The 20630-nt window shown below is 68.8% G+C and carries 16 protein-coding genes; 12 read left to right on the top strand and 4 right to left on the bottom strand.

Translation table 11 applies throughout. The features are described from left to right. Positions 1–174: 174 nt before the first annotated feature. Together OG819_RS21880 and aceE are read right to left on the bottom strand one after the other, a co-directional pair. Positions 175–942, bottom strand: coding sequence for a potassium channel family protein (locus OG819_RS21880; protein ID WP_266624474.1), 768 nt, complete (start codon positions 940–942; stop codon positions 175–177). Between the two features lie 93 nt (positions 943–1035). Beyond that, the gene (gene aceE, locus OG819_RS21885; RefSeq protein ID WP_266650918.1) at positions 1036–3783 is read right to left on the bottom strand and encodes a pyruvate dehydrogenase (acetyl-transferring), homodimeric type; all 2748 of its coding nucleotides are present in this window, start codon (positions 3781–3783) and stop codon (positions 1036–1038) included. A 469-nt stretch (positions 3784–4252) separates the two neighbouring features. Between aceE and OG819_RS21890 the strand changes: the two genes are divergently transcribed. From OG819_RS21890 to OG819_RS21915, 6 genes are all read left to right on the top strand, one after another. After that, positions 4253–4681, top strand: coding sequence for a DUF3052 domain-containing protein (locus OG819_RS21890; protein WP_054231000.1), 429 nt, complete (start codon positions 4253–4255; stop codon positions 4679–4681). Between the two features lie 185 nt (positions 4682–4866). Continuing rightward, the gene (locus OG819_RS21895) at positions 4867–5325 is read left to right on the top strand and encodes a peroxiredoxin (RefSeq protein ID WP_266421819.1); all 459 of its coding nucleotides are present in this window, start codon (positions 4867–4869) and stop codon (positions 5323–5325) included. A 129-nt stretch (positions 5326–5454) separates the two neighbouring features. Beyond that, positions 5455–6030, top strand: a complete 576-nt coding sequence (locus tag OG819_RS21900; RefSeq protein WP_067369433.1) for a TerD family protein — start codon at positions 5455–5457, stop codon at positions 6028–6030. A gap of 124 nt (positions 6031–6154) precedes the next feature. Further along, complete coding sequence (locus OG819_RS21905; protein ID WP_054230997.1) at positions 6155–6730, top strand: TerD family protein; 576 nt, start codon at positions 6155–6157, stop codon at positions 6728–6730. 111 nt (positions 6731–6841) lie between these two features. Further along, entirely contained in the window at positions 6842–7990 is a 1149-nt protein-coding gene (locus OG819_RS21910) for a DUF475 domain-containing protein (RefSeq protein WP_266650919.1), read from the top strand. A 154-nt stretch (positions 7991–8144) separates the two neighbouring features. Then, positions 8145–8885, top strand: coding sequence for a Tellurium resistance (locus tag OG819_RS21915; protein ID WP_266414223.1), 741 nt, complete (start codon positions 8145–8147; stop codon positions 8883–8885). Positions 8886–9100: 215 nt separating this feature from the next. Here OG819_RS21915 and OG819_RS21920 read toward each other — a convergent pair whose 3' ends face one another. Further along, on the bottom strand, positions 9101–9988 hold the full coding sequence (locus OG819_RS21920) for a TerD family protein (RefSeq protein WP_266650920.1): 888 nt from the start codon (positions 9986–9988) through the stop codon (positions 9101–9103). A gap of 189 nt (positions 9989–10177) precedes the next feature. On the opposite strand from OG819_RS21920, the gene OG819_RS21925 reads away from it, so the two are divergent. Genes OG819_RS21925 through OG819_RS21935 form a run of 3 tightly spaced genes read left to right on the top strand, consistent with a single transcriptional unit; the run spans position 10178 to position 14727 of the window. Next, complete coding sequence (locus OG819_RS21925) at positions 10178–11350, top strand: HpcH/HpaI aldolase/citrate lyase family protein (RefSeq protein ID WP_266624464.1); 1173 nt, start codon at positions 10178–10180, stop codon at positions 11348–11350. A 60-nt stretch (positions 11351–11410) separates the two neighbouring features. Beyond that, on the top strand, positions 11411–13900 hold the full coding sequence (locus OG819_RS21930; RefSeq protein ID WP_266650921.1) for a phosphoribosyltransferase: 2490 nt from the start codon (positions 11411–11413) through the stop codon (positions 13898–13900). Then, positions 13900–14727 (top strand): HAD family hydrolase, encoded by an 828-nt coding sequence (locus OG819_RS21935; RefSeq protein ID WP_266582303.1) that lies wholly within the window; start codon positions 13900–13902, stop codon positions 14725–14727. Before OG819_RS21930 ends, OG819_RS21935 begins: the two co-directional genes overlap by 1 nt. Before the next feature lie 142 nt (positions 14728–14869). Here the strand turns inward: OG819_RS21935 and OG819_RS21940 are convergent, their stop codons facing one another. Further along, a complete protein-coding gene (locus OG819_RS21940; RefSeq protein WP_266414233.1) occupies positions 14870–15094 on the bottom strand; it encodes a zinc ribbon domain-containing protein in 225 nt (74 codons plus the stop codon). A 335-nt stretch (positions 15095–15429) separates the two neighbouring features. Here OG819_RS21940 and OG819_RS21945 point away from each other — a divergent pair, with 335 nt between their 5' ends. From OG819_RS21945 to OG819_RS21955, 3 genes are all read left to right on the top strand, one after another. Further along, positions 15430–17862, top strand: a complete 2433-nt coding sequence (locus OG819_RS21945; protein ID WP_266650922.1) for a transglycosylase domain-containing protein — start codon at positions 15430–15432, stop codon at positions 17860–17862. Positions 17863–17973: 111 nt separating this feature from the next. Then, positions 17974–19275: a hypothetical protein gene (locus OG819_RS21950; protein WP_266650923.1), complete on the top strand. Its 1302-nt coding sequence runs from the start codon at positions 17974–17976 to the stop codon at positions 19273–19275. Between the two features lie 156 nt (positions 19276–19431). Continuing rightward, a complete protein-coding gene (locus OG819_RS21955; protein WP_266650924.1) occupies positions 19432–20568 on the top strand; it encodes an amidase domain-containing protein in 1137 nt (378 codons plus the stop codon). Positions 20569–20630: the final 62 nt, after the last annotated feature.

Raw genomic sequence — 20630 nt, forward strand, 5'->3', positions numbered from 1 at the left:
CGTCACAGTGGGTCAAGTCCTCCGCACGACATGGGAGGACCACCGGAACTGCGGCGCGCTGCCGGAGGGGGGCGGCGCGCCCGCAGTCCGAAGAGGGGAGGGGCCGCCCCGTCAGGGGCGCGGGGAACTGCGCGACCAGCCACAACGGACCCGCACCCGACAACGAGCCCCCCGCTAGCGCGCATGCTCCTCCGCGCCCTCCGGCACCGGGTGCCGAACCCCACCAGCCAGCGCAGCCACTTCGGCCCGGAGCGCCCGCACCTCCTCCGTGAGCGACTCGATCGCCGCCGTCTGCCGCCGCTCCTCCACGTCGTCCTTCTCGAACCGTGAGATGAACCACGCGGCGATGTTCGCGGTCACGACACCGAGCAGCGCGATCCCGGAGAGCATCAACCCGACCGCGATCATGCGCCCGAGACCGGTGGTCGGCGCGTGATCGCCGTACCCCACCGTCGTCATCGTCGTGAACGACCACCACACGGCGTCACCCAGCGTCTTGATGTTCCCGTTCGGCGACTCCCGCTCCACCGACAGCACCGCGAGCGAGCCGAACATCAGCAGCCCGACGACCGCGCCCCCGACGTAGGTCGTCAGCCGGATCTGCTGGTCCATCCGAGCCCGCCGCCCGACCAGCGTGAGTGTCGCGACGAGCCGCAGCAGCCGCAGTGGCTGGAGGATCGGCAGGATCACCGCGCACAGGTCCATCCAGTGCGTACGGACGAAGTCCTTGCGGTCCCGCACGAGTATGAGGCGCACGAGATAGTCGGCGGCGAACGCGCCCCACACCGTCCACTCCACGGCCGTGCACACGCCCGTCAGGCCACGGCTCGCGTCGCTGTCCACGATCGGCACGGCATAGGCGAGGGTGAAGGCCACCGCGAGTCCCAACAGGGGCCGTTGCGTGCGCCGCTCCCAACGGACCTGCACCGATTGCTCGTTCATGTCCGCATCGTAGGTGCACACAGCACCCCGTAAGGGGCGCGGGAATCCGGGCGACCGGCTCCCCGCGCGCCCACCGGCGCTCGTGCGGAGCGCCTACGCGTCGCCGCCCGCGGCGCCCGGGTCGGCCGACGCCACGTCGAGCAGCTGATAGCGGTCGATCGCCTGCTTCAGCACCGAACGGTCGACCTTGCCCTCGCGGGCCAGCTCGGTCAGCACCGCGACCACGATCGACTGCGCGTCGATGTGGAAGAAGCGCCGCGCCGCGCCGCGCGTGTCCGCGAAGCCGAAGCCGTCCGCGCCCAGCGACTGGTACGTACCCGGCACCCACCGCGAGATCTGGTCCGGAACCGATCGCATCCAGTCGGAGACGGCCACGAACGGACCCTCGGCGCTGCTCAGCTTCTGCGTCACATACGGGACGCGCTGCTCCTCCTCGGGGTGCAGCAGATTGTGCCGCTCCACGTCGACGGCCTCGCGCCGCAGCTCGTTCCAGGAGGTCGCCGACCAGATGTCGGCGCGCACGTTCCACTCCTCGGCGAGGATCCGCTGCGCCTCGACCGCCCACGGCACGGCGACACCGGAGGCCAGGATCTGCGCCGGGACGGAACCCGAAGTCCCCTCCGAGTAGCGGTAGATGCCCTTGAGGATGCCGTCCACGTCGACGTTCGCGGGCTCGACCGGGTGCTGGATCGGCTCGTTGTAGACGGTGAGGTAGTAGAAGACGTCCTCGCCGTGCGGGTGTTCGTCGGACGAGCCGTACATCCGGCGCAGACCGTCCTTGACGATGTGCGCGATCTCGAACCCGAACGCCGGGTCGTACGCGACACAGCCCGGGTTGGTCGAGGCGAGCAGCTGCGAGTGGCCGTCCGCGTGCTGAAGACCCTCACCGGTCAGAGTCGTACGACCGGCGGTCGCGCCCAGTACGAAACCACGCGCCAACTGGTCGGCCATCTGCCAGAACTGGTCGCCGGTGCGCTGGAAACCGAACATCGAGTAGAAGACGTAGACCGGGATCAGCGGCTCGCCGTGCGTGGCGTACGCCGAACCCGCGGCGATCAGCGAGGCCGTGCAGCCCGCCTCGGAGATGCCGTCGTGCAGCATCTGGCCGGTCGGCGACTCCTTGTAGGCCAGGAGCAGATCGCGGTCCACGGACTCGTACTGCTGGCCGAGCGGGTTGTAGATCTTCGCGCTCGGGAAGAACGAGTCCATGCCGAAGGTGCGGTACTCGTCGGGCGCGATCAGCACGAAACGCCTGCCGATCTCCTTGTCCCGCATGAGGTCCTTCAGCAGTCGCACGAACGCCATGGTCGTGGCGATCGACTGCTGGCCGGAGCCCTTCTTCACACCCGCGTAGGCCTTGTCGTCCGGCAGGGCCAGCGGCTTCGACCGTACGACGCGCGTGGGGACGTATCCGCCGAGCCCCTTGCGGCGGTCGTGCATGTACTGGATCTCTTCCGAGTTCCGGCCCGGGTGGTAGTACGGCGGCGCGCCGGACTCCAGCTCCTTGTCGGAGATCGGCAGGTGCAGACGGTCCCGGAAGCCCTTGAGGTCGGCGACCGTCAGCTTCTTCATCTGGTGCGTGGCGTTGCGGCCCTCGAAGTTCGGGCCGAGCGTCCAGCCCTTGACCGTCTGCGCCAGGATCACCGTCGGCTGGCCCTTGTGCGCCTTGGCCGCCGAGAACGCCGCGAAGATCTTCTTGTGGTCGTGACCGCCGCGTCCCAGGTGCAGGATCTGGTCGTCGGTCATGTTCTCGACCATCGCCCGCAGCCGGTGGTCGTCACCGAAGAAGTGCCGGCGGATGTAGTCGCCCGTCTCGGTGGCGTACGTCTGGAACTGGCCGTCCGGAGTGGTGTTCAGCTTGTTGACCAGTACGCCGTCGCGGTCCTGCGCGAGCAGCGGGTCCCAGGTGCGGTCCCAGACCAGCTTGATGACGTTCCACCCGGCGCCCCGGAACTGTGACTCCAGCTCCTGGATGATCTTGCCGTTGCCGCGCACCGGGCCGTCGAGGCGCTGGAGGTTGCAGTTGACGACGAAGGTCAGGTTGTCCAGGCCCTCCCGAGCGGCGATGGACAGCTGTCCGAGCGATTCCGGCTCATCCATCTCGCCGTCCCCGAGGAACGCCCAGACGTGTGACTTGGAGGTGTCCGCGATGCCGCGCGCCTCCATGTAGCGGTTCATCCGCGCCTGGAAGATCGCGCCGAGCGGGCCGAGGCCCATGGAGACGGTCGGGAACTCCCAGAAGCCCGGCATCAGCCGCGGGTGCGGGTACGAGGACAGGCCGTACGGAGCCTTCGACTTCTCCTGCCGGAACGCGTCGAGCTGCTGCTCGGAGAGCCGGTCGAGGAGGAACGCGCGGGCGTAGATACCAGGGGAGGCGTGCCCCTGGAAGAAGATCTGGTCGCCGCCGTCGCCCTCGTCCTTGCCACGGAAGAAGTGGTTGAAGCCGACGTCGTAGAGCGAGGCGGAGGAGGCGAAGGTGGCGATGTGACCGCCGACGCCGATGCCGGGACGCTGGGCGCGCGAGACCATCACGGCGGCGTTCCACCGGGTGGCGTTGAGGACCTTGCGCTCGATCTCCTCGTTGCCGGGGAAGAACGGCTCGTCCTTGGTGGCGATCGTGTTGACGTAGTCCGTGCTGCGCATCTCGGGCACGGCCACGCGCTTCTCGCGGGCCCTCTCGATCAGCCGCAGCATCAGATAGCGGGCGCGCTCACGGCCGCGCTCGTCGACGGCGGCGTCGAGGGAGTCGAGCCACTCCCGGGTCTCTTCGGGGTCGAAGTCCGGGACCTGACTGGGAAGGCCGCCAATGATGATCGGATTGCGATCGGATCCGGAAACCACGCTGTTCCTTCACTGTCAGAGGGCCGTGTGAGGGCTGCCCGAGGGGTTGTCTGGGAGGCTGTCCGGGGCGGGTTTTCGGTCTGTCCGCACCGTTGCCCATCGTGTACCTCGGGAACGGAATCGTCATCTCTACCGAGAGGTAACCAACACATTCCTGCAGTTGGTTGGGACGTGCCCGACCAAAACGCAACGATACGCTCACTCCGTGACGCGTTCCGCAAAGCCGTTCGGGTCTCGTACGCTCCAAGGGTTCCGAAATCCACAAATGGGGCAGAAGGGTGTGGTGTGTGTCACTTATGGCCTTGAATCCTCGCCTGAGGTTGCGCCGACACCGCCGGGATCGTCACCGTTTCGGCGGTCTCGACGGCCGGGTACTTGCGCGATCCGTCCCGCCCGTGTGGACTACGGCCAATGCTTCGCGTACGCGCGTGGCTGAGACATCTACCGAAACATGATCAGGAGGCAAGCCGTGAGCGCGACCGCGGACCACGCGGAGGAGCGGACCAACCCGGCCGGCAGGCTGGGGTTCGAGCCCGGACAGGTGGTCCAGGAGATCGGCTTCGACGACGACGTCGACCACGAGCTCCGTGAAGGTATCGAATCGTTGATCGGCCAGGATCTGGTCGATGAGGACTACGACGACGTCGCTGACGTCGTGTTGCTGTGGTTCCGCGACGAGGACGGCGACCTTACGGACGCTCTGGTGGACGCCATCGGTCTCCTTGAGGACGGCGGCATGATCTGGCTGCTGACCCCGAAGACCGGCCGGGACGGCTACGTCGAGCCCAGCGACATCAGTGACGCCGCCCAGACTGCCGGCCTCTCCCAGACGAAGAGCATCTCGGTCGGGAAGGAGTGGTCGGGCACGCGTCTGGCCACACCCAAGTCGAAGCGCTGAGCTCTCGCTCCGTCTGCCGCACCAAACCACCCAAGAGGCCCCTGTCGGCGTCCCGCCGTCGGGGGCCTCCCCCATGCCCCGGGGCATCCCGCGCGGCGTGCGTCGGGGCGTGGCCGGTGGGGCCGGGGGGTGCTGCGTAGGGTGGGGTTCACCCGAACAGGCCCTTGGAAGGGAAGCGTGTGACTATGGCGATCGAGGTCGGCACCGAGGCACCGGACTTCGAGCTCAAGGACAACCACGGCGCCACCGTGAAGCTGTCCGACTTCCGCGGTGAGAAGAACGTGGTGCTGCTCTTCTACCCGTTCGCCTTCACCGGCGTGTGCACCGGAGAGCTGTGCGCCCTGCGCGACGAACTGCCGAAGTTCGTCAACGACGACGTCCAGCTGCTGGCCGTCTCCAACGACTCCATCCACACCCTGCGCGTCTTCGGCGAGCAGGAGGGCCTGGAATACCCGCTGCTCTCCGATTTCTGGCCGCATGGCAACACTTCACGCGCGTACGGCGTCTTCGACGAGGGCAAGGGTTGTGCCGTGCGCGGCACCTTCATCATCGACAAGGCGGGCGTCGTTCGCTGGACCGTCGTCAACGGTCTGCCGGACGCGCGTGACCTGAACGAGTACGTGAAGGCGCTCGACACTCTGTGAGCCCGACACCCTGTGATTGTTCGGTCGCAGGGCCTGCAGGGTGCGGGAACCCGTCACTAGGATCGACACGTTGATCCGATACCAACGCACGACGGGGCTCCCCGCCCCTGGACACCATTGGGAGGACTCGTGGGAGTCAGCCTCAGCAAGGGCGGCAACGTATCGCTGACCAAGGAGGCCCCGGGACTGACCGCGGTCATCGTCGGTCTGGGATGGGACGCCCGAACGACCACCGGCGTCGACTTCGACCTCGACGCCAGCGCCATCCTCACGAACGCCGAAGGCAAGGTGAGCACCGACCAGAACTTCGTGTTCTTCAACAATCTGAAGAGCCCGGACGGTTCGGTCGAGCACACCGGGGACAACATCACCGGTGAAGGCGAGGGCGACGACGAGCAGATCAAGGTCAACCTCGCCGCCGTTCCCGCCGACGTCCAGAAGATCGTGTTCCCGGTTTCCATCTACGACGCCGAGAACCGCCAGCAGTCCTTCGGCCAGGTCCGCAACGCCTTCATCCGCGTGGTGAACCAGGCCGGCGAGGCGGAGATCGCGCGTTACGACCTCTCCGAGGACGCCTCGACGGAGACCGCGATGGTCTTCGGAGAGCTGTACCGCAACGGCCCGGAGTGGAAGTTCCGTGCCATCGGCCAGGGCTACGCCTCGGGCCTGCGCGGCATCGCGCAGGACTTCGGCGTCAACGTCTGAGCCGTACGGCCTTCGGCTCCAGGTCCGGCGCCGCACCCTTCATGGGCGGCGCCGGACCCGCTGGACCACCGCGCGCAGGCCGCGCGGCACAACTGAAAGTCTGACCTCGGGGAGGACCAGCATCATGGGCGTCACGCTCGCCAAGGGAGGCAATGTCTCCCTCTCCAAGGCCGCACCCAACCTCACGCACGTGATGATCGGGCTCGGCTGGGACGCGCGCTCCACCACCGGAGCCGACTTCGACCTCGACGCCAGCGCCCTGCTGTGCAATTCCGGCCGGGTGCTCGGCGACGAGTGGTTCATCTTCTACAACCAGCTCAAGAGCCCGGACGGCTCCGTGGAGCACACCGGCGACAACCTCACGGGTGAGGGCGAGGGCGACGACGAGTCGATCCTGATCGACCTCTCCAAGGTGCCGGCCAACGTCGACAAGATCGTCTTCCCGGTCTCCATCCACGATGCCGACAACCGTGGCCAGACCTTCGGCCAGGTCAGCAACGCGTTCATCCGTGTGGTCAACCAGGCCGACGGCCAGGAGCTCGCCCGCTACGACCTCTCCGAGGACGCCTCGACGGAGACGGCGATGATCTTCGGCGAGGTCTACCGCTACAACCAGGAGTGGAAGTTCCGAGCGGTCGGTCAGGGGTACGCGTCCGGTCTGCGTGGCATCGCGCTCGACTTCGGAGTCAATGTCTCCTAGGGCCCGCCCGAGTCAGCCGAAGGGGCGGCCCTCTAGACTTCGTGGTCAACAGTAGGTAAAGCCGAGTGCGGCGCGGGGGAGACCCGTACACACACGATGATTGGGTAGCCAGTGCTTCTGAAAACCTTCGGCTGGTCGTTTGCGGTCACCGCGCTCGGCTTGGTCGCAGCGGTGATCTACGGGGGGTGGACCGCCTTTGGCATCGTGGCGATCCTGGCCGTCCTGGAGATCTCGCTGTCCTTCGACAACGCGGTGGTCAACGCCGGAATCCTGAAGAAGATGAATGCCTTCTGGCAGAAGATCTTCCTCACGGTCGGTGTGCTGATCGCCGTCTTCGGTATGCGACTGGTCTTCCCCGTCGTGATCGTGGCGATCACGGCCAAGAAGGGCCCGATCGAGGCGGTCAACCTCGCGCTGACCGACAAGGACCAGTACCAGCAACTGGTCACGGACGCCCACCCGGCGATCGCCGCCTTCGGTGGCATGTTCCTGCTGATGATCTTCCTCGACTTCATCTTCGAGGAGCGCGACATCCAGTGGCTGCGCTGGATCGAGCGCCCGCTCGCCAAGCTCGGCAAGGTCGACATGCTGTCGGTCTGCATCGCGCTGGTCGTGCTGCTGGTCTCCTCCATGACGTTCGCGGTCCACGCCCACCAGCACGGCGGCGCGCACATCGACAAGGCGCAGACGGTGCTGATCTCCGGCATCGCCGGCCTGATCACGTACATGGTCGTCGGCGGACTCTCCGGCTACTTCGAGGACAAACTCGAGGAGGACGAGGAGCGGGAGCACGAGGCAGAGGAGGAGGCGGCGCGGACCGGCAAGAAGAAGCCGGCCGTCGTCCTCGCCGGCCAGGCCGCGTTCTTCATGTTCCTCTACCTCGAGGTCCTGGACGCGTCCTTCTCCTTCGACGGTGTCATCGGCGCCTTCGCCATCACCAACGACATCGTGCTGATGGCGCTCGGCCTCGGCATCGGTGCCATGTACGTCCGCTCGCTCACGGTCTACCTGGTCCGCCAGGGCACCCTCGACGACTACGTCTACCTGGAGCACGGCGCGCACTACGCGATCGGCGCCCTCGCCGTGATCCTCCTGGTCACCATCCAGTACCAGATCCACGAGGTCATCACCGGTCTCGTCGGTGTCATCCTGATCGTCTGGTCCTTCTGGTCCTCGGTGCGCCGCAACAAGGCGCTCGCGGAGGCCGAGGGAAAAGCGACGGCCTCGGACGAGAAGACTGAGATCTCGTCCGGGGTGTGAGACGCCCTCCGGACCGGGGAGAGGCGGCGCACCCTCGGTGCACGGGGATTGGCACCCCTCCGGTTGAGGAACGCTCTGAGCGGGGCGGCCGTCGAGGACGAGTCCTCGTGGCCGCCCCGCCGCACATCCGGACAACAGGGGGCGGGACAAGGCAATGGGCTTCTGGGACGACCTGTGGCGCGGACGCTCGACGGACTTCGACTCCGGCAGTGCCGCCACCAACTCCATAGAACTGACCAAGCGGAACCACACGGTCTCGCTCACCAGACAGGGCGCGGCCACCGGCAACCTGCGCATCAACCTGTCCTGGCGCATGCGTACGTCGGACATCGGCGGCGGCCAGCAGGGCGGCAGCCTGCTGCGGCACCCCTTCAAGACCTTCAAGCCGGACGTGGTCCAGGCGCACACCCAGAGCATGGTGAACGTCGACCTCGACCTGGGCGTCATGTACGAGCTCGCGGACGGCTCCAAGGGTGTGGTGCAGCCGCTGGGCAACTTCCTCGGCGACATCAACGACCCGCCGTACGTGAAGCTCAGCGGTGACGACCGGTTCGGCTCGGCGTCCGGGGAGACGGCCTACGTCAACCTCGACCACCGCGACGACATCAAACGGCTCCTGGTCTTCGTCTACATCTACGACCAGACGCCCGCCTTCGACCGCACGCACGCCATCATCACGCTCTACCCGAGCAACGGGCCCCGGATCGAGATCGGCCTCGAGGAGCGGCATCCGCAGGCCCGCTCCTGCGCGGTGGTGATGATCGAGAACAACAAGGGCGAGATCACCGTGCGGCGTGAGGTGAAGTTCGTGTACGGGTTCCAGGCGGAGCTGGACCGGTTGTACGGGTGGGGGCTGCAGTGGGGGCGCGGGTACAAGTCCAAGGCGGACCGTTGACGTCGCCTGTCGCGGCAGTGGGCCCTAGCTAGGGCCTGTCCGGCGGATCATGCCGGAGACGCGGGGCTTGGCACGCCCATCTGCGGCGTTGTCGTCGGTTGCCGACGCTCCGCGTCGACGCCCTCCTCCGCCTTGCAGCTGGACGCACCAAGCCCCGCTCACCTGTGCTTATAAGGCACCGTCGCTTCCCTCCGACTTGATCCGCCGGACACGCCCTAGCGTCCGATGAACTGTGGCCCTTGTGGCGGCAGCCTGAAATCCGGGTCGGGCAGGGAGCCGACCGCCTGAGGGAATCCGTAGGCCGGCTGGACGGCCGGGGCCGTCTGGGGCTGCGGGTAGCCGTAGGCGGGCTGGCTGGTCGGCTGGGGGTAGCCGTACGCGGGCTGGACGGGAGCCGTCTGCGCGGGCCCCGGATAGCCGTAGGCGGGCTGCTGGGGCACCGGAGGGGCCTGCTCGGGCGGAAGTGGCACCGAGGTCTCCGGGGAGGCCGCGGGGTCCGCCCAGGCGGTCGCGTCGGGTACGGGTGCGGCGGCCTCGGGATCCGACTCGTCCACCGTGATCCCGAAGTCGGAGGCGAGCCCCTCCAGACCGTTCGGGTAGCCCTCGCCGAGTGCGCGGAACTTCCAGCCCTGACCGCGCCGGTACAGTTCGCCGCAGATCAGCGCCGTCTCCGTACCGGTCTCCGGCTTGATGTCGAAGTGGGCCAGCGGTTCGCCGTCCGAGCCGATCGCGCTGGTCGTGCCGGAGGCGTCGTACAGCAGGATGCGTAGGGCGCTTACCTGGTCGAAGGTGACGCCGTCCGCCGATGCGACCAGCAGAATCTGTCCTACGCCGGACTCGACACCCGCCAGATCCGTCTGGATGGTGTCGGTGAGGCCCTCGGCGACACGTTTCTTGCCGAGGCGCCACACCTTGCCGGAAGGATGGCGTGGCTGGTTGTAGAAGACGAAGTCCTCGTCGGATCGCACACGACCGTCGGGACCGAGGAGAAGCGCCGAGACATCGACATCGGGAACACCCTGTCCGGGCGTCCAGCGCAGCACGGCACGTACCGCTGTGGCGTCCAGCGGGACGTTCGACCCCTTCAGCATCGCGTGCGTCATGCGGTCATCCTGCCCTCTCGGTCCTGGTCACGACAACGCGGGGGTAAGGATTGCCGGTCGGGATGTGCAGGCGACCGACACGGCCGAGTTACCTGAACTTCACGCCTGGTGGGAACGACTGACATGGATTTGTACGTACTATTACCGGCCACCTCACATAGGTCCATCTAGCCGCCACGGGGGAGTTTCATGCGTCATTTCGGGCATATCGCCCCTGAAGAGCGGCAGCGTCTCTTCCACCGGGAGCCGTGCGTCTTCACCGCCGACTCGCCCGCCCGCGTGCTCGCGGCGGCCCTCGGCGCCACCCTGTACAGCCCCGCGACCAGACCCCACCTCGCCGACGACGTCATCAAGCAGGCCGGGCGCGGCGTGGTCTCCATGGTGCTGTGCCTGGAGGACTCGATCGACGACGCCGAGGTCGTGGGTGCCGAGGAGAACCTGGTCCGGCAGTTCGCCGACCTCGCCGGACGGCCGGAGAGCGACGGGCTGCTCCCGTTGCTGTTCGTACGGGTCCGCGAGCCCGGGCAGATCCCGGACCTCGTCCAGCGGCTCGGCGCGTCCGTACGGCTGCTGTCCGGATTCGTCCTGCCGAAGTTCACCGAGGAGCGGGGCGTTCCGTTCCTGGAGGCGCTCACCGCGGCCGAGTCCGCGAGCGGCCGGCGGCTGTTCGCGATGCCGGTCCTGGAGTCGCCCGGGCTGCTGTACCTGGAGAGCCGCCGGGAGACCCTGGAGGGCATCTCCCGGGTCGTCGACAAGTACCGCGACCGCGTCCTCGCGCTGCGCCTGGGCGTCACCGACTTCTGCTCGGCGTACGGGCTGCGCAGGGCGCCCGACATGACCGCGTACGACGTCCAGATCGTCGCCTCCGTGATCGCGGACGTGGTGAACATGCTGGGGCGCTCGGACGGCACCGGGTTCACGGTGACCGGGCCCGTGTGGGAGTACTTCCGGGTCCAGGAACGCATGTTCAAGCCGCAGCTGCGCCGCAGCCCCTTCCAGGAGGGTGAGGTCGAGGAGCTGCGTCAGGCGCTGATCGAGCACGACCTGGACGGGCTGCTGCGCGAGATCGCCCTCGACCGGGCCAACGGTCTGCTCGGCAAGACCTGCATCCACCCCTCGCACGTCCCGGCGGTGCACGCGCTGTCCGTGGTCAGCCACGAGGAGTACAGCGACGCCCAGGACATCCTCAGGCCCGAGCGGGGCGGCGGGGGTGTGCTTCGGTCGGCGTACACGAACAAAATGAACGAAGTGAAGCCGCACCGCGCCTGGGCCGAGCGGACCCTCCAGCGAGCCGAGGTGTTCGGTGTGGCGAACGAGGACATCGGCTTCGTGGAACTGCTCGCGGCCGCCCTGCCTGCGTGAACCGCGCCGGCTCGACCGACCGGCCTCGACCGACGGCCTCGACCGACCGACAAGGAATCGATGAAGAACGTGGTGTGGACGGGGACCTGGGTCGCCGAGCGGCTGGGAGTCGAGCTCGTCGGTGACGAGAGGCTGACCGACCTGCTGGGGCTCGCGCTGCGGCGCAACCCCCGCCGGGCGCATCTGCTCGTGTCGAACGTGCTCGGCAAGCACGTCCCGCAGTCGCCGTCCGTGGTGTACGGACACGGGTTCGCGCTCGGTCGGCGGGTACGGGAGCTGCTCGGCACCGAGGACGCCCGCGCGGCCGTCGTCCTCGGGTACGCCGAGACGGCCACCGGCCTCGGCCACTCCGTCGCCGACGGCGTGGGCCTCGCGCCCTACCTCCACTCGACCCGCCGCCCCGTCCCCGGCGTCGACACGGCGGGCGGCTTCGAGGAGTCCCACTCCCACGCCACCTCCCACCTCCTGCTGCCGGAGGACCCCGATCTGCTGGCGGGCCCGGGCCCCCTGGTCCTCGTCGACGACGAGTTCTCCACCGGCAACACGGTCCTCAACACCATCCGCGACCTCCACGCCCGCCATCCGCGCGACCACTACGTGATCGTGGCCCTGGTCGACATGCGCTCGGCCGCGGACCTGGGCCGTCTGGAGGAGTTCGCGACGGAGATCGGCGCACGGGTGGACCTGGTCGCCGCGGCAACGGGCACCGTGAAGCTCCCGGAAGGTGTCCTGGAGAAGGGCCAGGCCCTGGTCGCGCGGTACGAGAAGGCCGCGGCCGACGGCCCGGGGGAGCCCGCCGCGCCCACCGCGCGCCGTACCGGTGCCGTCCGCGTCGAGCTCGACTGGCCCAAGGACCTGCCCGACGGGGGACGGCACGGGTTCACGCCCGGGCACCGAATACGGCTGGAGGCGGCGCTGCCCGCCATGGCCGCGCGGATCGCCGACGCGCTGCCGGACGGGGCGCGGCGCGTCCTCGTGCTCGGCTTCGAGGAGCTGATGTACGCGCCGCTCAGGCTGGCCACGGAGCTGGAGCAGACGGTGTCCGCCGAGGTGCGGTACTCCACGACCACCCGCTCCCCGGTGCTCGCCCTCGACGACCCGGGTTACGCCATACGGACGCGCCTGGTGTTCCCCGCCCACGACGACCCCGACGACGGACCGGGCGAGCGGTACGCCTACAACGTCGCGGAGGCCGGTTTCGACGCGGTCGTGGCCGTGGTGGACTCCACCGGCGACACCCCCGACCTGCACGCCCCCGACGGCCTGCTGGCCCGGCTCGCGGAGCACACCCCGAGCGTCCTGCTCGCCGTCGTCCCGTCGTACGTCCCCGCACGGCCGTCCACTGAAAGGCCCTCCATGCTCCCCGAGCCCCTCCGCGGCCCCGCCTTCTCCTCGTACGCGCCCGACGAGGTCGGCTGGCTGCTGCAGGATCTCTCGGACGTGACGCTGGAGGCGCCGACCGAGGAGCGCGAGGAGGCGATCCAGAGCGGCGGCGCCCACTACGCGGAGTCGCTGCCGGTCGAGTACCAGCCCAGCCCCCAGTACCAGGAGCTGTTCCAGGCGGCCCTGGGCACCTCGGCCGCCCGGATCGCCCAGGCCGTCGGCGCGGTGACCGAGCTGGTGCTGGCCGAGCTCCCCCACTCTCGGCTTCGCTCGAGCGGGGGGACCCCCACCCCGCGTCCGGTCCTCGTCTCGCTGGCCCGCGCGGGCACCCCCGTCGGCGTCCTGATGCGCCGCTGGGCCCAGCACCGGCACGGTCTCGACCTGCCGCACTACGCCGTCTCCATCGTCCGCGGCCGCGGCATCGACGCCAACGCGCTGCGCTGGCTGGTCGCCCACCACGACCCGGCCGACGTCGTGTTCGTCGACGGCTGGACCGGCAAGGGCGCCATCACCCGTGAACTCACCGACGCCATCAGGGAGTTCGAGTCCGCCGAGGGCGTCACCGGCTTCGACCCGGAGATCGCGGTCCTCGCCGACCCGGGCTCGTGCGTACGGACGTACGGCACCCGCGAGGACTTCCTCATCCCCTCCGCCTGCCTCAACTCGACGGTCTCCGGCCTGATTTCGCGTACCGTGCTGCGCTCGGACCTGGTAGGCGAGTACGACTTCCACGGCGCGAAGTTCTACCGCGAGCTCGCCGGCTCCGACGTCTCGGTCGACTTCCTGGACGCCGTCGCCGCCCACTTCCCCGACGTCACGGACGCGGCCTGCGCCCAGGCCAAGGAGCTCCTCGCCGCCGACCGCACCCCGACCTGGGAGGGCTGGGCGGCCGTCGAGCGGATCAGCGAGGAGTACGAGATCCACGACGTGAACCTCGTCAAGCCGGGCGTCGGCGAGACCACCCGCGTGCTGCTGCGCCGCGTCCCCTGGAAGATCCTCGCGCGCGCCGGAGCGGGCGCCGACCTCGACCACGTACGCCTGCTCGCCCAGCAGCGCGGGGTGCCCGTCGAGGAGGTCGACGAACTCCCGTACACCTGTGTGGGGTTGATCCACCCGAAGTACACGCGCGGCGCGACCGGCGCCGACGGCAAGGCGGTGACGGTCTGATGTCCGCGCCCAAGGTGCTCGTCGCCAGCGATCTCGACCGTACGCTGATCTACTCCTCCGCCGCCCTCGCGCTGACCATGCCGGACGCGCGGGCACCCCGGCTGCTCTGCGTCGAGGTGCACGAGGCCAAGCCGCTGTCGTACATGACCGAGACGGCCGCCGCGCTGCTCACCGAGCTCGGTGACACCGCCCACTTCGTGCCCACCACGACCCGCACCCGCAAGCAGTACCAGCGCATCAACCTGCCGGGCCCCGCGCCCGAGTACGCGATCTGCGCCAACGGCGGGCATCTGCTCGTCGACGGTGTCTCCGACCCCGACTGGCACGCGGCCGTGACCGCGCGGCTCGCCGACGAGTGCGCGCCGCTGGCCGAGGTGCGGGACCATCTGGCGGCCACCGCCGACCCGGTCTGGGTCCGCAAGCACCGGGTCGCCGAGGACCTGTTCGCGTATCTGGTGGTGGAGCGCGAGCTGCTGCCCGAGGAGTGGGTGAAGGAGCTCGCCGTCTGGGCGGAGAGCCGGGGCTGGACGGTGTCGCTGCAGGGCCGCAAGATCTACGCCGTGCCGAAGCCGCTCACCAAGAGCGCGGCCGTGCGCGAGGTGGCCCGCCGCACCGGCGCCCTCCTCACGCTCGCCGCCGGTGACTCACTCCTCGACGCCGACCTGCTGCTCGCCGCCGACCGCGGCTGGCGGCCGGGCCACGGGGAACTCGCCGAGGCCGACTGGACGGCACCGGCGATCACCGCCCTCCCGGAGCGGGGGGTCGCGGCGGGGGAGCGGATCCTGCGGGAGTTCGTGCACGCCTGCGGTCGCCCGGGCGCGGCCTGAGCGCGAGACCAGGCGCGGCCTGAGCGCGGGCCGTGCCCGGCCTGTGCGGCGGCCACGTACGGTCTGAGAGCGCGACACGCCCGGGCCGAACGGGGGATTCGGGCGAAGAAAAGCTGAAGACTTCCTGAAAAATCCTGGTCGGTCAGCCGCAGCACCCGCCGCCGCAGCACCCGCCTCCGCCGCCGGCGGAGGGGCGTGGGGCGGGCGCGGACGCCGACACGCCGGTGGCGACCGCGACGGTCGACAGGAGTTTCACGGTGTCGTCGTGCCCGGCGGGACAGTCCGCCGGAGCGGCGGATTCCGCCATCGGACGGCTCAGTTCGAAGGTGTCGCCGCAGGTCCGGCAGCGGTACTCGTAACGAGGCATACGCACAGGTTAGCGGCCGGGAGCCGACGACCGAAGCCTTCCGCGGCCCCGTCGTGTACCGATCGGCGCCGCGGTCCCGGAGGCGGACCTCCTCGATTCCTCCTCGATTCCCGCCCGGTGCCTTCAGAGGGCCGACTTGACCTGCCGAACATTTCTGTCTGGTTCCTGAGCGAGGAGATCGTATTAGTCGCTGATAATTTAAGGGGGCCGCGACGAGCCGCAAGGCCGGGGATGGGGGGCTCGCAGCCGCATGTGCGGCCGCTGCATCTACCCGCGCGCGCAATTCCGAAGTGCGGAGGGAGACGCAGTCGTGACCGAGGCATGGCATCGAACAGATGCCCCGTATCCCCTGGGCCGTCCACGCGCCGGAGCCCGCCGTGGCTAGCGGGGAGCGCGACGACCGCTCGAACAGTCGCCGCGGGGGCGAACCCGAACAGCCCGCGAGCCGCCGTACGCGTAAGGAAAGCCCCGCTGAGGAGACCACTCAGCTGCGCGTGCCGCCGCAGGCCCCTCAGGCCGAGAGCCCGGCTGAGCTGACCACTCAGCTGCGCGTGCCGCCCCGGCCCGAAAGCCCCGCCGAGCTGACCACCCAGCTGCGCGTACCGCCCCAGCCCGAAAGCCCCGCCGAGCTGACCACCCAGCTCCGTGTCCCGTCCCCCGCCGAGCTGACCACCCGGCTACGCATCCCGTCTCCCTCCGAGGATGCCGATGAGACGCACCCCGGAGCGGAGGAAAGTACACAACGAGCCGATGGAGCGACGAGTTCACGCCATCGTGGCGCTCGCCGCAAACCGGCCGTGCCCTCCGCGCTCGCCGGACGCTGGGCGCGCGTCGCCCGCCGTCTGAGACCGGCGTACCCGCGTCCCGGCCGCACCGGCTGGCGGCGCTGGGTGCCCTCCTGGCGCCAGTGGCTGGGCGCCTGGGGCCTGGCCATCGGGCTGAGCGGAACGTTTCTGGTGATTGCCTACGCCGCGACAGACATACCCCAGAACCTCAACACGTACGCCACCCAGCAGGACAACGTCTACTTCTGGTCCGACGGGACGCCCATGGCCCGTACCGGGTGGGTGCGGCGGCAGGCGATGCCGCTGAAGGACATACCCCAGGACGTGCGCTGGGCGGTGCTCGCCGCGGAGAACGAGAGCTTCTACTCCGACCCGGGCATCTCCTTCAAGGGCATCAGCCGCGCCCTGGTGCGCACGGTCGGCGAGGGGAACACCGAGGGCGGCTCGACGATCACCCAGCAGTACGTCAAGAACGTCTACCTGAACCAGAACCGCTCGGTGAGCCGCAAGTTTATCGAGGCGATGATCTCCCTCAAGCTCGACCAGAAGATGAGCAAGGACAAGATCCTCGAGGGCTACCTCAACACCAGCTGGTTCGGCCGCGGCACGTACGGCATCCAGCGCGCCGCCCAGGCGTACTACGGCAAGGACGTCGGCCAACTCGACGCCAGCGAGGCCGCGATGCTCGCGTCCCTGCTGAAGGGCGCGGGCCTGTACGACCCCACGCTGAGCCAGGCGAACCACAAGCGCGCCGTGGAACGCTGGTCCTGGATCCTCGACCGCATGGTCAAGATCGGCAAACTGTCGCCGGCCGAGCGGGCCAAGTACAGGAAGTTCCCCGAGCCGACCACGCAGTCCCAGACCTTCGACACCGGCAAGCGGAGCGACTACCTGGTGGAGCTCGCGACCCAGTACGCCAAGAAGGCCGGACACATCTCGGACCAGCAGTTCGACCTGGGCGGCTACCAGATCTACACGACCTTCGACCGCAAGCGGGAGACGGCGCTCACCGACGCCGTCGCCAAGGCCCGCAAGAAGGCCCTGAAGGACGACCCCACGACGGCGAAGGCCGCCCACTACGGGGCCTCCTCGGTGGCCGCCGACGGCAAGATCCTCGCCGTCTACGGCGGCCCCGACCACCGTACGCAGGGCTACAACGAGTCCAACGCGACCACCGTCCCCGCCGGTTCGGCGTTCCTGCCGTTCGTCTACGCGGCCGGTCTTGAACACGGCATCCACAAGACCCGCGACAGCACGGCGACACCGGTCACGCCGGAGACGGTCTACGACGGCAACGACAACGTCCCTGTCACCACACCCGAAGGGCCTTACTGGGACCGCGCCAACAAGAAGGTCGCCGCCCACAACGACGGCAACAAGTCCTGGGGGCGCATCAGCCTGCGCCGGGCGCTCGCCGAGTCCGTGAACGTGCCGTTCATGCAGCTCGGTATGGACACGGGCCTGGACAAGGTGCGGCAGACCGCCGAAGCGGCCGGGCTGCTCTCGTCGAGCATGGGACCCCAGGTGCCCGCGCTGTCCCTGGGCAACTCCACGCCCAGCGCGATCCGGATGGCCAACGCCTATGCCACCTTCGCCGCGGGCGGGTCGCACATCGAGCCGTACTCCGTGCGACGCCTCACCCGCAACGGCTCCCAGGTCGCGCTGGCCACGCCCCGCCCCGAGCGCGCGGTGAGCGCCGAGGTGGCCCGTGAGGTCACCGAGGCGCTCACGGACGCCTTCGGCAGAGCGCATCCCACCGCGGCCGGCAGCGCACCGGACGCGGCCGGGAAGGCCGGCACCACGGCGGACGACACGGCCGCCTGGTACGTCGGCACGAACGCCTCCGTGTCGACCGCGGTCGTCCTCTACCGCATCGACCTGACCAAGAGCCTCGAACCACTGCCGCTCAAGGGGCTCGCGGGCGCGTCCGCCGACGACGTCCCGTACGGCATCTGGGCCGGCGCCATGAGTCCGCTCGGCTGACCGCGACGGCCACGAGGCCGCCCACCCCGACGGCCGTGAGGCCACCGTGCACCCCGACGGCCGAGAGGCCCCCGCCCGCTCCTTCCACCCCCCTCGCAGAATGTGCCCCGTATGAACTCGAAGCACAGCGGTCGCCGCCGCCGCGACCCCGCACCCGCTCCTGGTTCCGCCCGCCAGGGTTTCGTGGCCATGGCGGCCTTCCTCGTCGTGACGTCGACGACCGCCACCTTCCTGGCGCTGAACCACTCGGACAACACCACACCGGCCGCCTCGGCCGGCGGGCCCCGCTCCGGGACCAGCACCACCAAGACGACCAAAGAACCCCCGTGGGACGGCAAGACGAAGGTGCTCGGGGACGGCTCCACGTCCTACACCGGGCCGCAGAAGGGCCAGTTGAAGCCTGTTCCGCTCAAACCCGGTGAGAAGCCGCCCCAGTTCGTCGTCTTCTCCTGGGACGGCGCCCTCCAGGGCGACGACAACCTCTTCTCGCACTACCAGGAGCTGGCCAAGGAATACAACGCGCATATGACGTTCTTCCTGACCGGCATCTATCTGCTGCCCAAGGACAAGAAGACGCTCTACGAACCGCCGATGCACTCGCCAGGCTCCGCCGCGATCGACTACGCCACCAACGAGCACATCCGTGACACGGTGGAGGAGCTCGGCAAGGCGTGGAAGGACGGCAACGAGATCGGCACCCACTTCAACGGCCACTTCTGCGGTGACAAGGGCGGCGGGGACTGGAGCGTGGCGGAGTGGGAGAGCGAGATCAAGCAGTTCTTCTCGTTCGTCGAGAAGTGGAAGACCAACACCGGCGACAGCGACCTGCCGGCCCTGCCGTTCGACCCCGTACGTGAGGTCAGCGGCGGGCGCGCGCCCTGTCTGGAGGGCCAGGAGAACCTGCTCAAGGCCATGAAGGCGACCGCCAAGGACTACGACTGGCGCTACGACGCGAGCTCCCCGGGCGGCCTCCAGATATGGCCCACCAAGAAGGAGGGCGTCTGGGACTTCCCGCTGCAGCAGCTCCCCTACGAGGGCGGCAAGTTCCAGGGCCTGTCCATGGACTTCAACTTCCTCGCCAACCAGTCCGGCGACTCGACCCAGGGCGATCCGGCCAGGTACCCCGAGTGGGAGCAAGAGACCGTCGCGTCGTACATGAACGGTTTCAACCGGGTGTACTACGGCAGCCGCGCACCGCTGTTCATCGGCAACCACTTCGAGGACTGGAACGGTGGCATCTACATGAAGTCCGTCGACCAGGTCGTCAAGAACGTGTGCACGAAGAAGGGCGTTCGCTGTGTGTCCTTCCGTGAACTGTCCGACTGGCTCGACGTGCAGAAGCCCGGGACCCTGGAGCGCCTGCGCGGTCTGGATCCCGCGCAGTCCCCGGACTGGTCGACGGTGGTGAAGTAGCCGTGAAGGGCGTCCTGGCTGTCGGTGCGTCAACTTACCGTTCGCGTAAGAGAGTTGACCTCGCCGTGCATGAAATCCACCCGGGTTCACCACAGTTGAGGAGAACGTGTAAAGATTCCCTCCCCGGTGCCTGATCGGGGATAAGGAGAATCATCAGTGAGATCAAAGACGTTGAGCCGATGCTCGACCCTGACGGCGATCGCCGTCTCCGCTGTCCTGCTGCCGCTGTCCGCCGCCCATGCGGCGACCGCGCCCGGCACCGTGAACCGGGCGACGAGCGACGCCTTCGGCCGGATGGCGGACGCCGTGCTCACCGACCGCACGGCCGCCCTCCTCGACAAGAGCCAGACGGCACCCCGCACGGCCCTCGCGTCGAAGGGAGGCGTCAAGCTGACCGCCGCGCTGACCAAGACGGAGGACACCGCGGTGACCTCCCTGCGCGGCACCCGTTCCCGCCTCGCGGCGCTGGGTGAGGCCTACACCGCCGCCGACACCAAGGTCACCGTCGACAGGACGCGGGTCCTGGGGAAGGTGGCCACCGCCTGGGTCACCGAGACCACCGTCCTCACGTACAAGAAGATCCACGGCGGCGAGCCCGACACCACGGGCTTCGACGCGCACCACGTCCTGACCTTCGCCGCCCAGTCGGACGGCACCTGGAAGCTCTCGGACCTGCGCACGACGGACAAGGGCCTTCCCCAGGTCAACCAGCCCGTCACCGCCGCGCCCGCGCGCATGCGTCCGATGGCCGTTGTCGACGCCCCCCCGGCAGCGACCTCGTATCCTGCGCCCGCCAACCCCAAGAAGCTCACCGGCGGCACGTACGACTACGCGGCGATGGCTACCTACGCCGAGAAGTACTGGAAGAACTACAACACGGCCTACCGGAAGTTCAACGGGGTCGGCGGTGACTGCACCAACTTCGTGAGCCAGAGCCTGCTGGCGGGCGGCTGGCAGCCGATCAGCACCGTGACTCCGGAGGAGTACGACACCTGGTACTACGTCGCCAACGGCCAGTCCGACTCGTGGGCGGGCGTGAACGAGTGGTCCTGGTTCACCCAGACCGCCAATCGCACCACACCGCTGGCGAACGTCTACCAGATGGACGTCGGTGACGTCCTGCAGATGGACTTCGACAAGGACGGGTCCAAGGACCACACCATGATCACGTCCTACCGCAGCCCCAGCGGCATCCCGTACCTGACGTACCACGACGCCGACACCTACCGCCGGTCGCTGTCGAGCCTCATCGCGTCGTACCCGACCTCGGCGTACTACGCGTACCGCACCTGATCACCGGGTCACCTCAGCGCCTGAGGTGACCTAGTACTGCAACCGCATCTGCCGTGACAGGT

It is taken from the genome of Streptomyces sp. NBC_01549, from assembly GCF_026339955.1.
GTDB lineage: Bacteria > Actinomycetota > Actinomycetes > Streptomycetales > Streptomycetaceae > Streptomyces.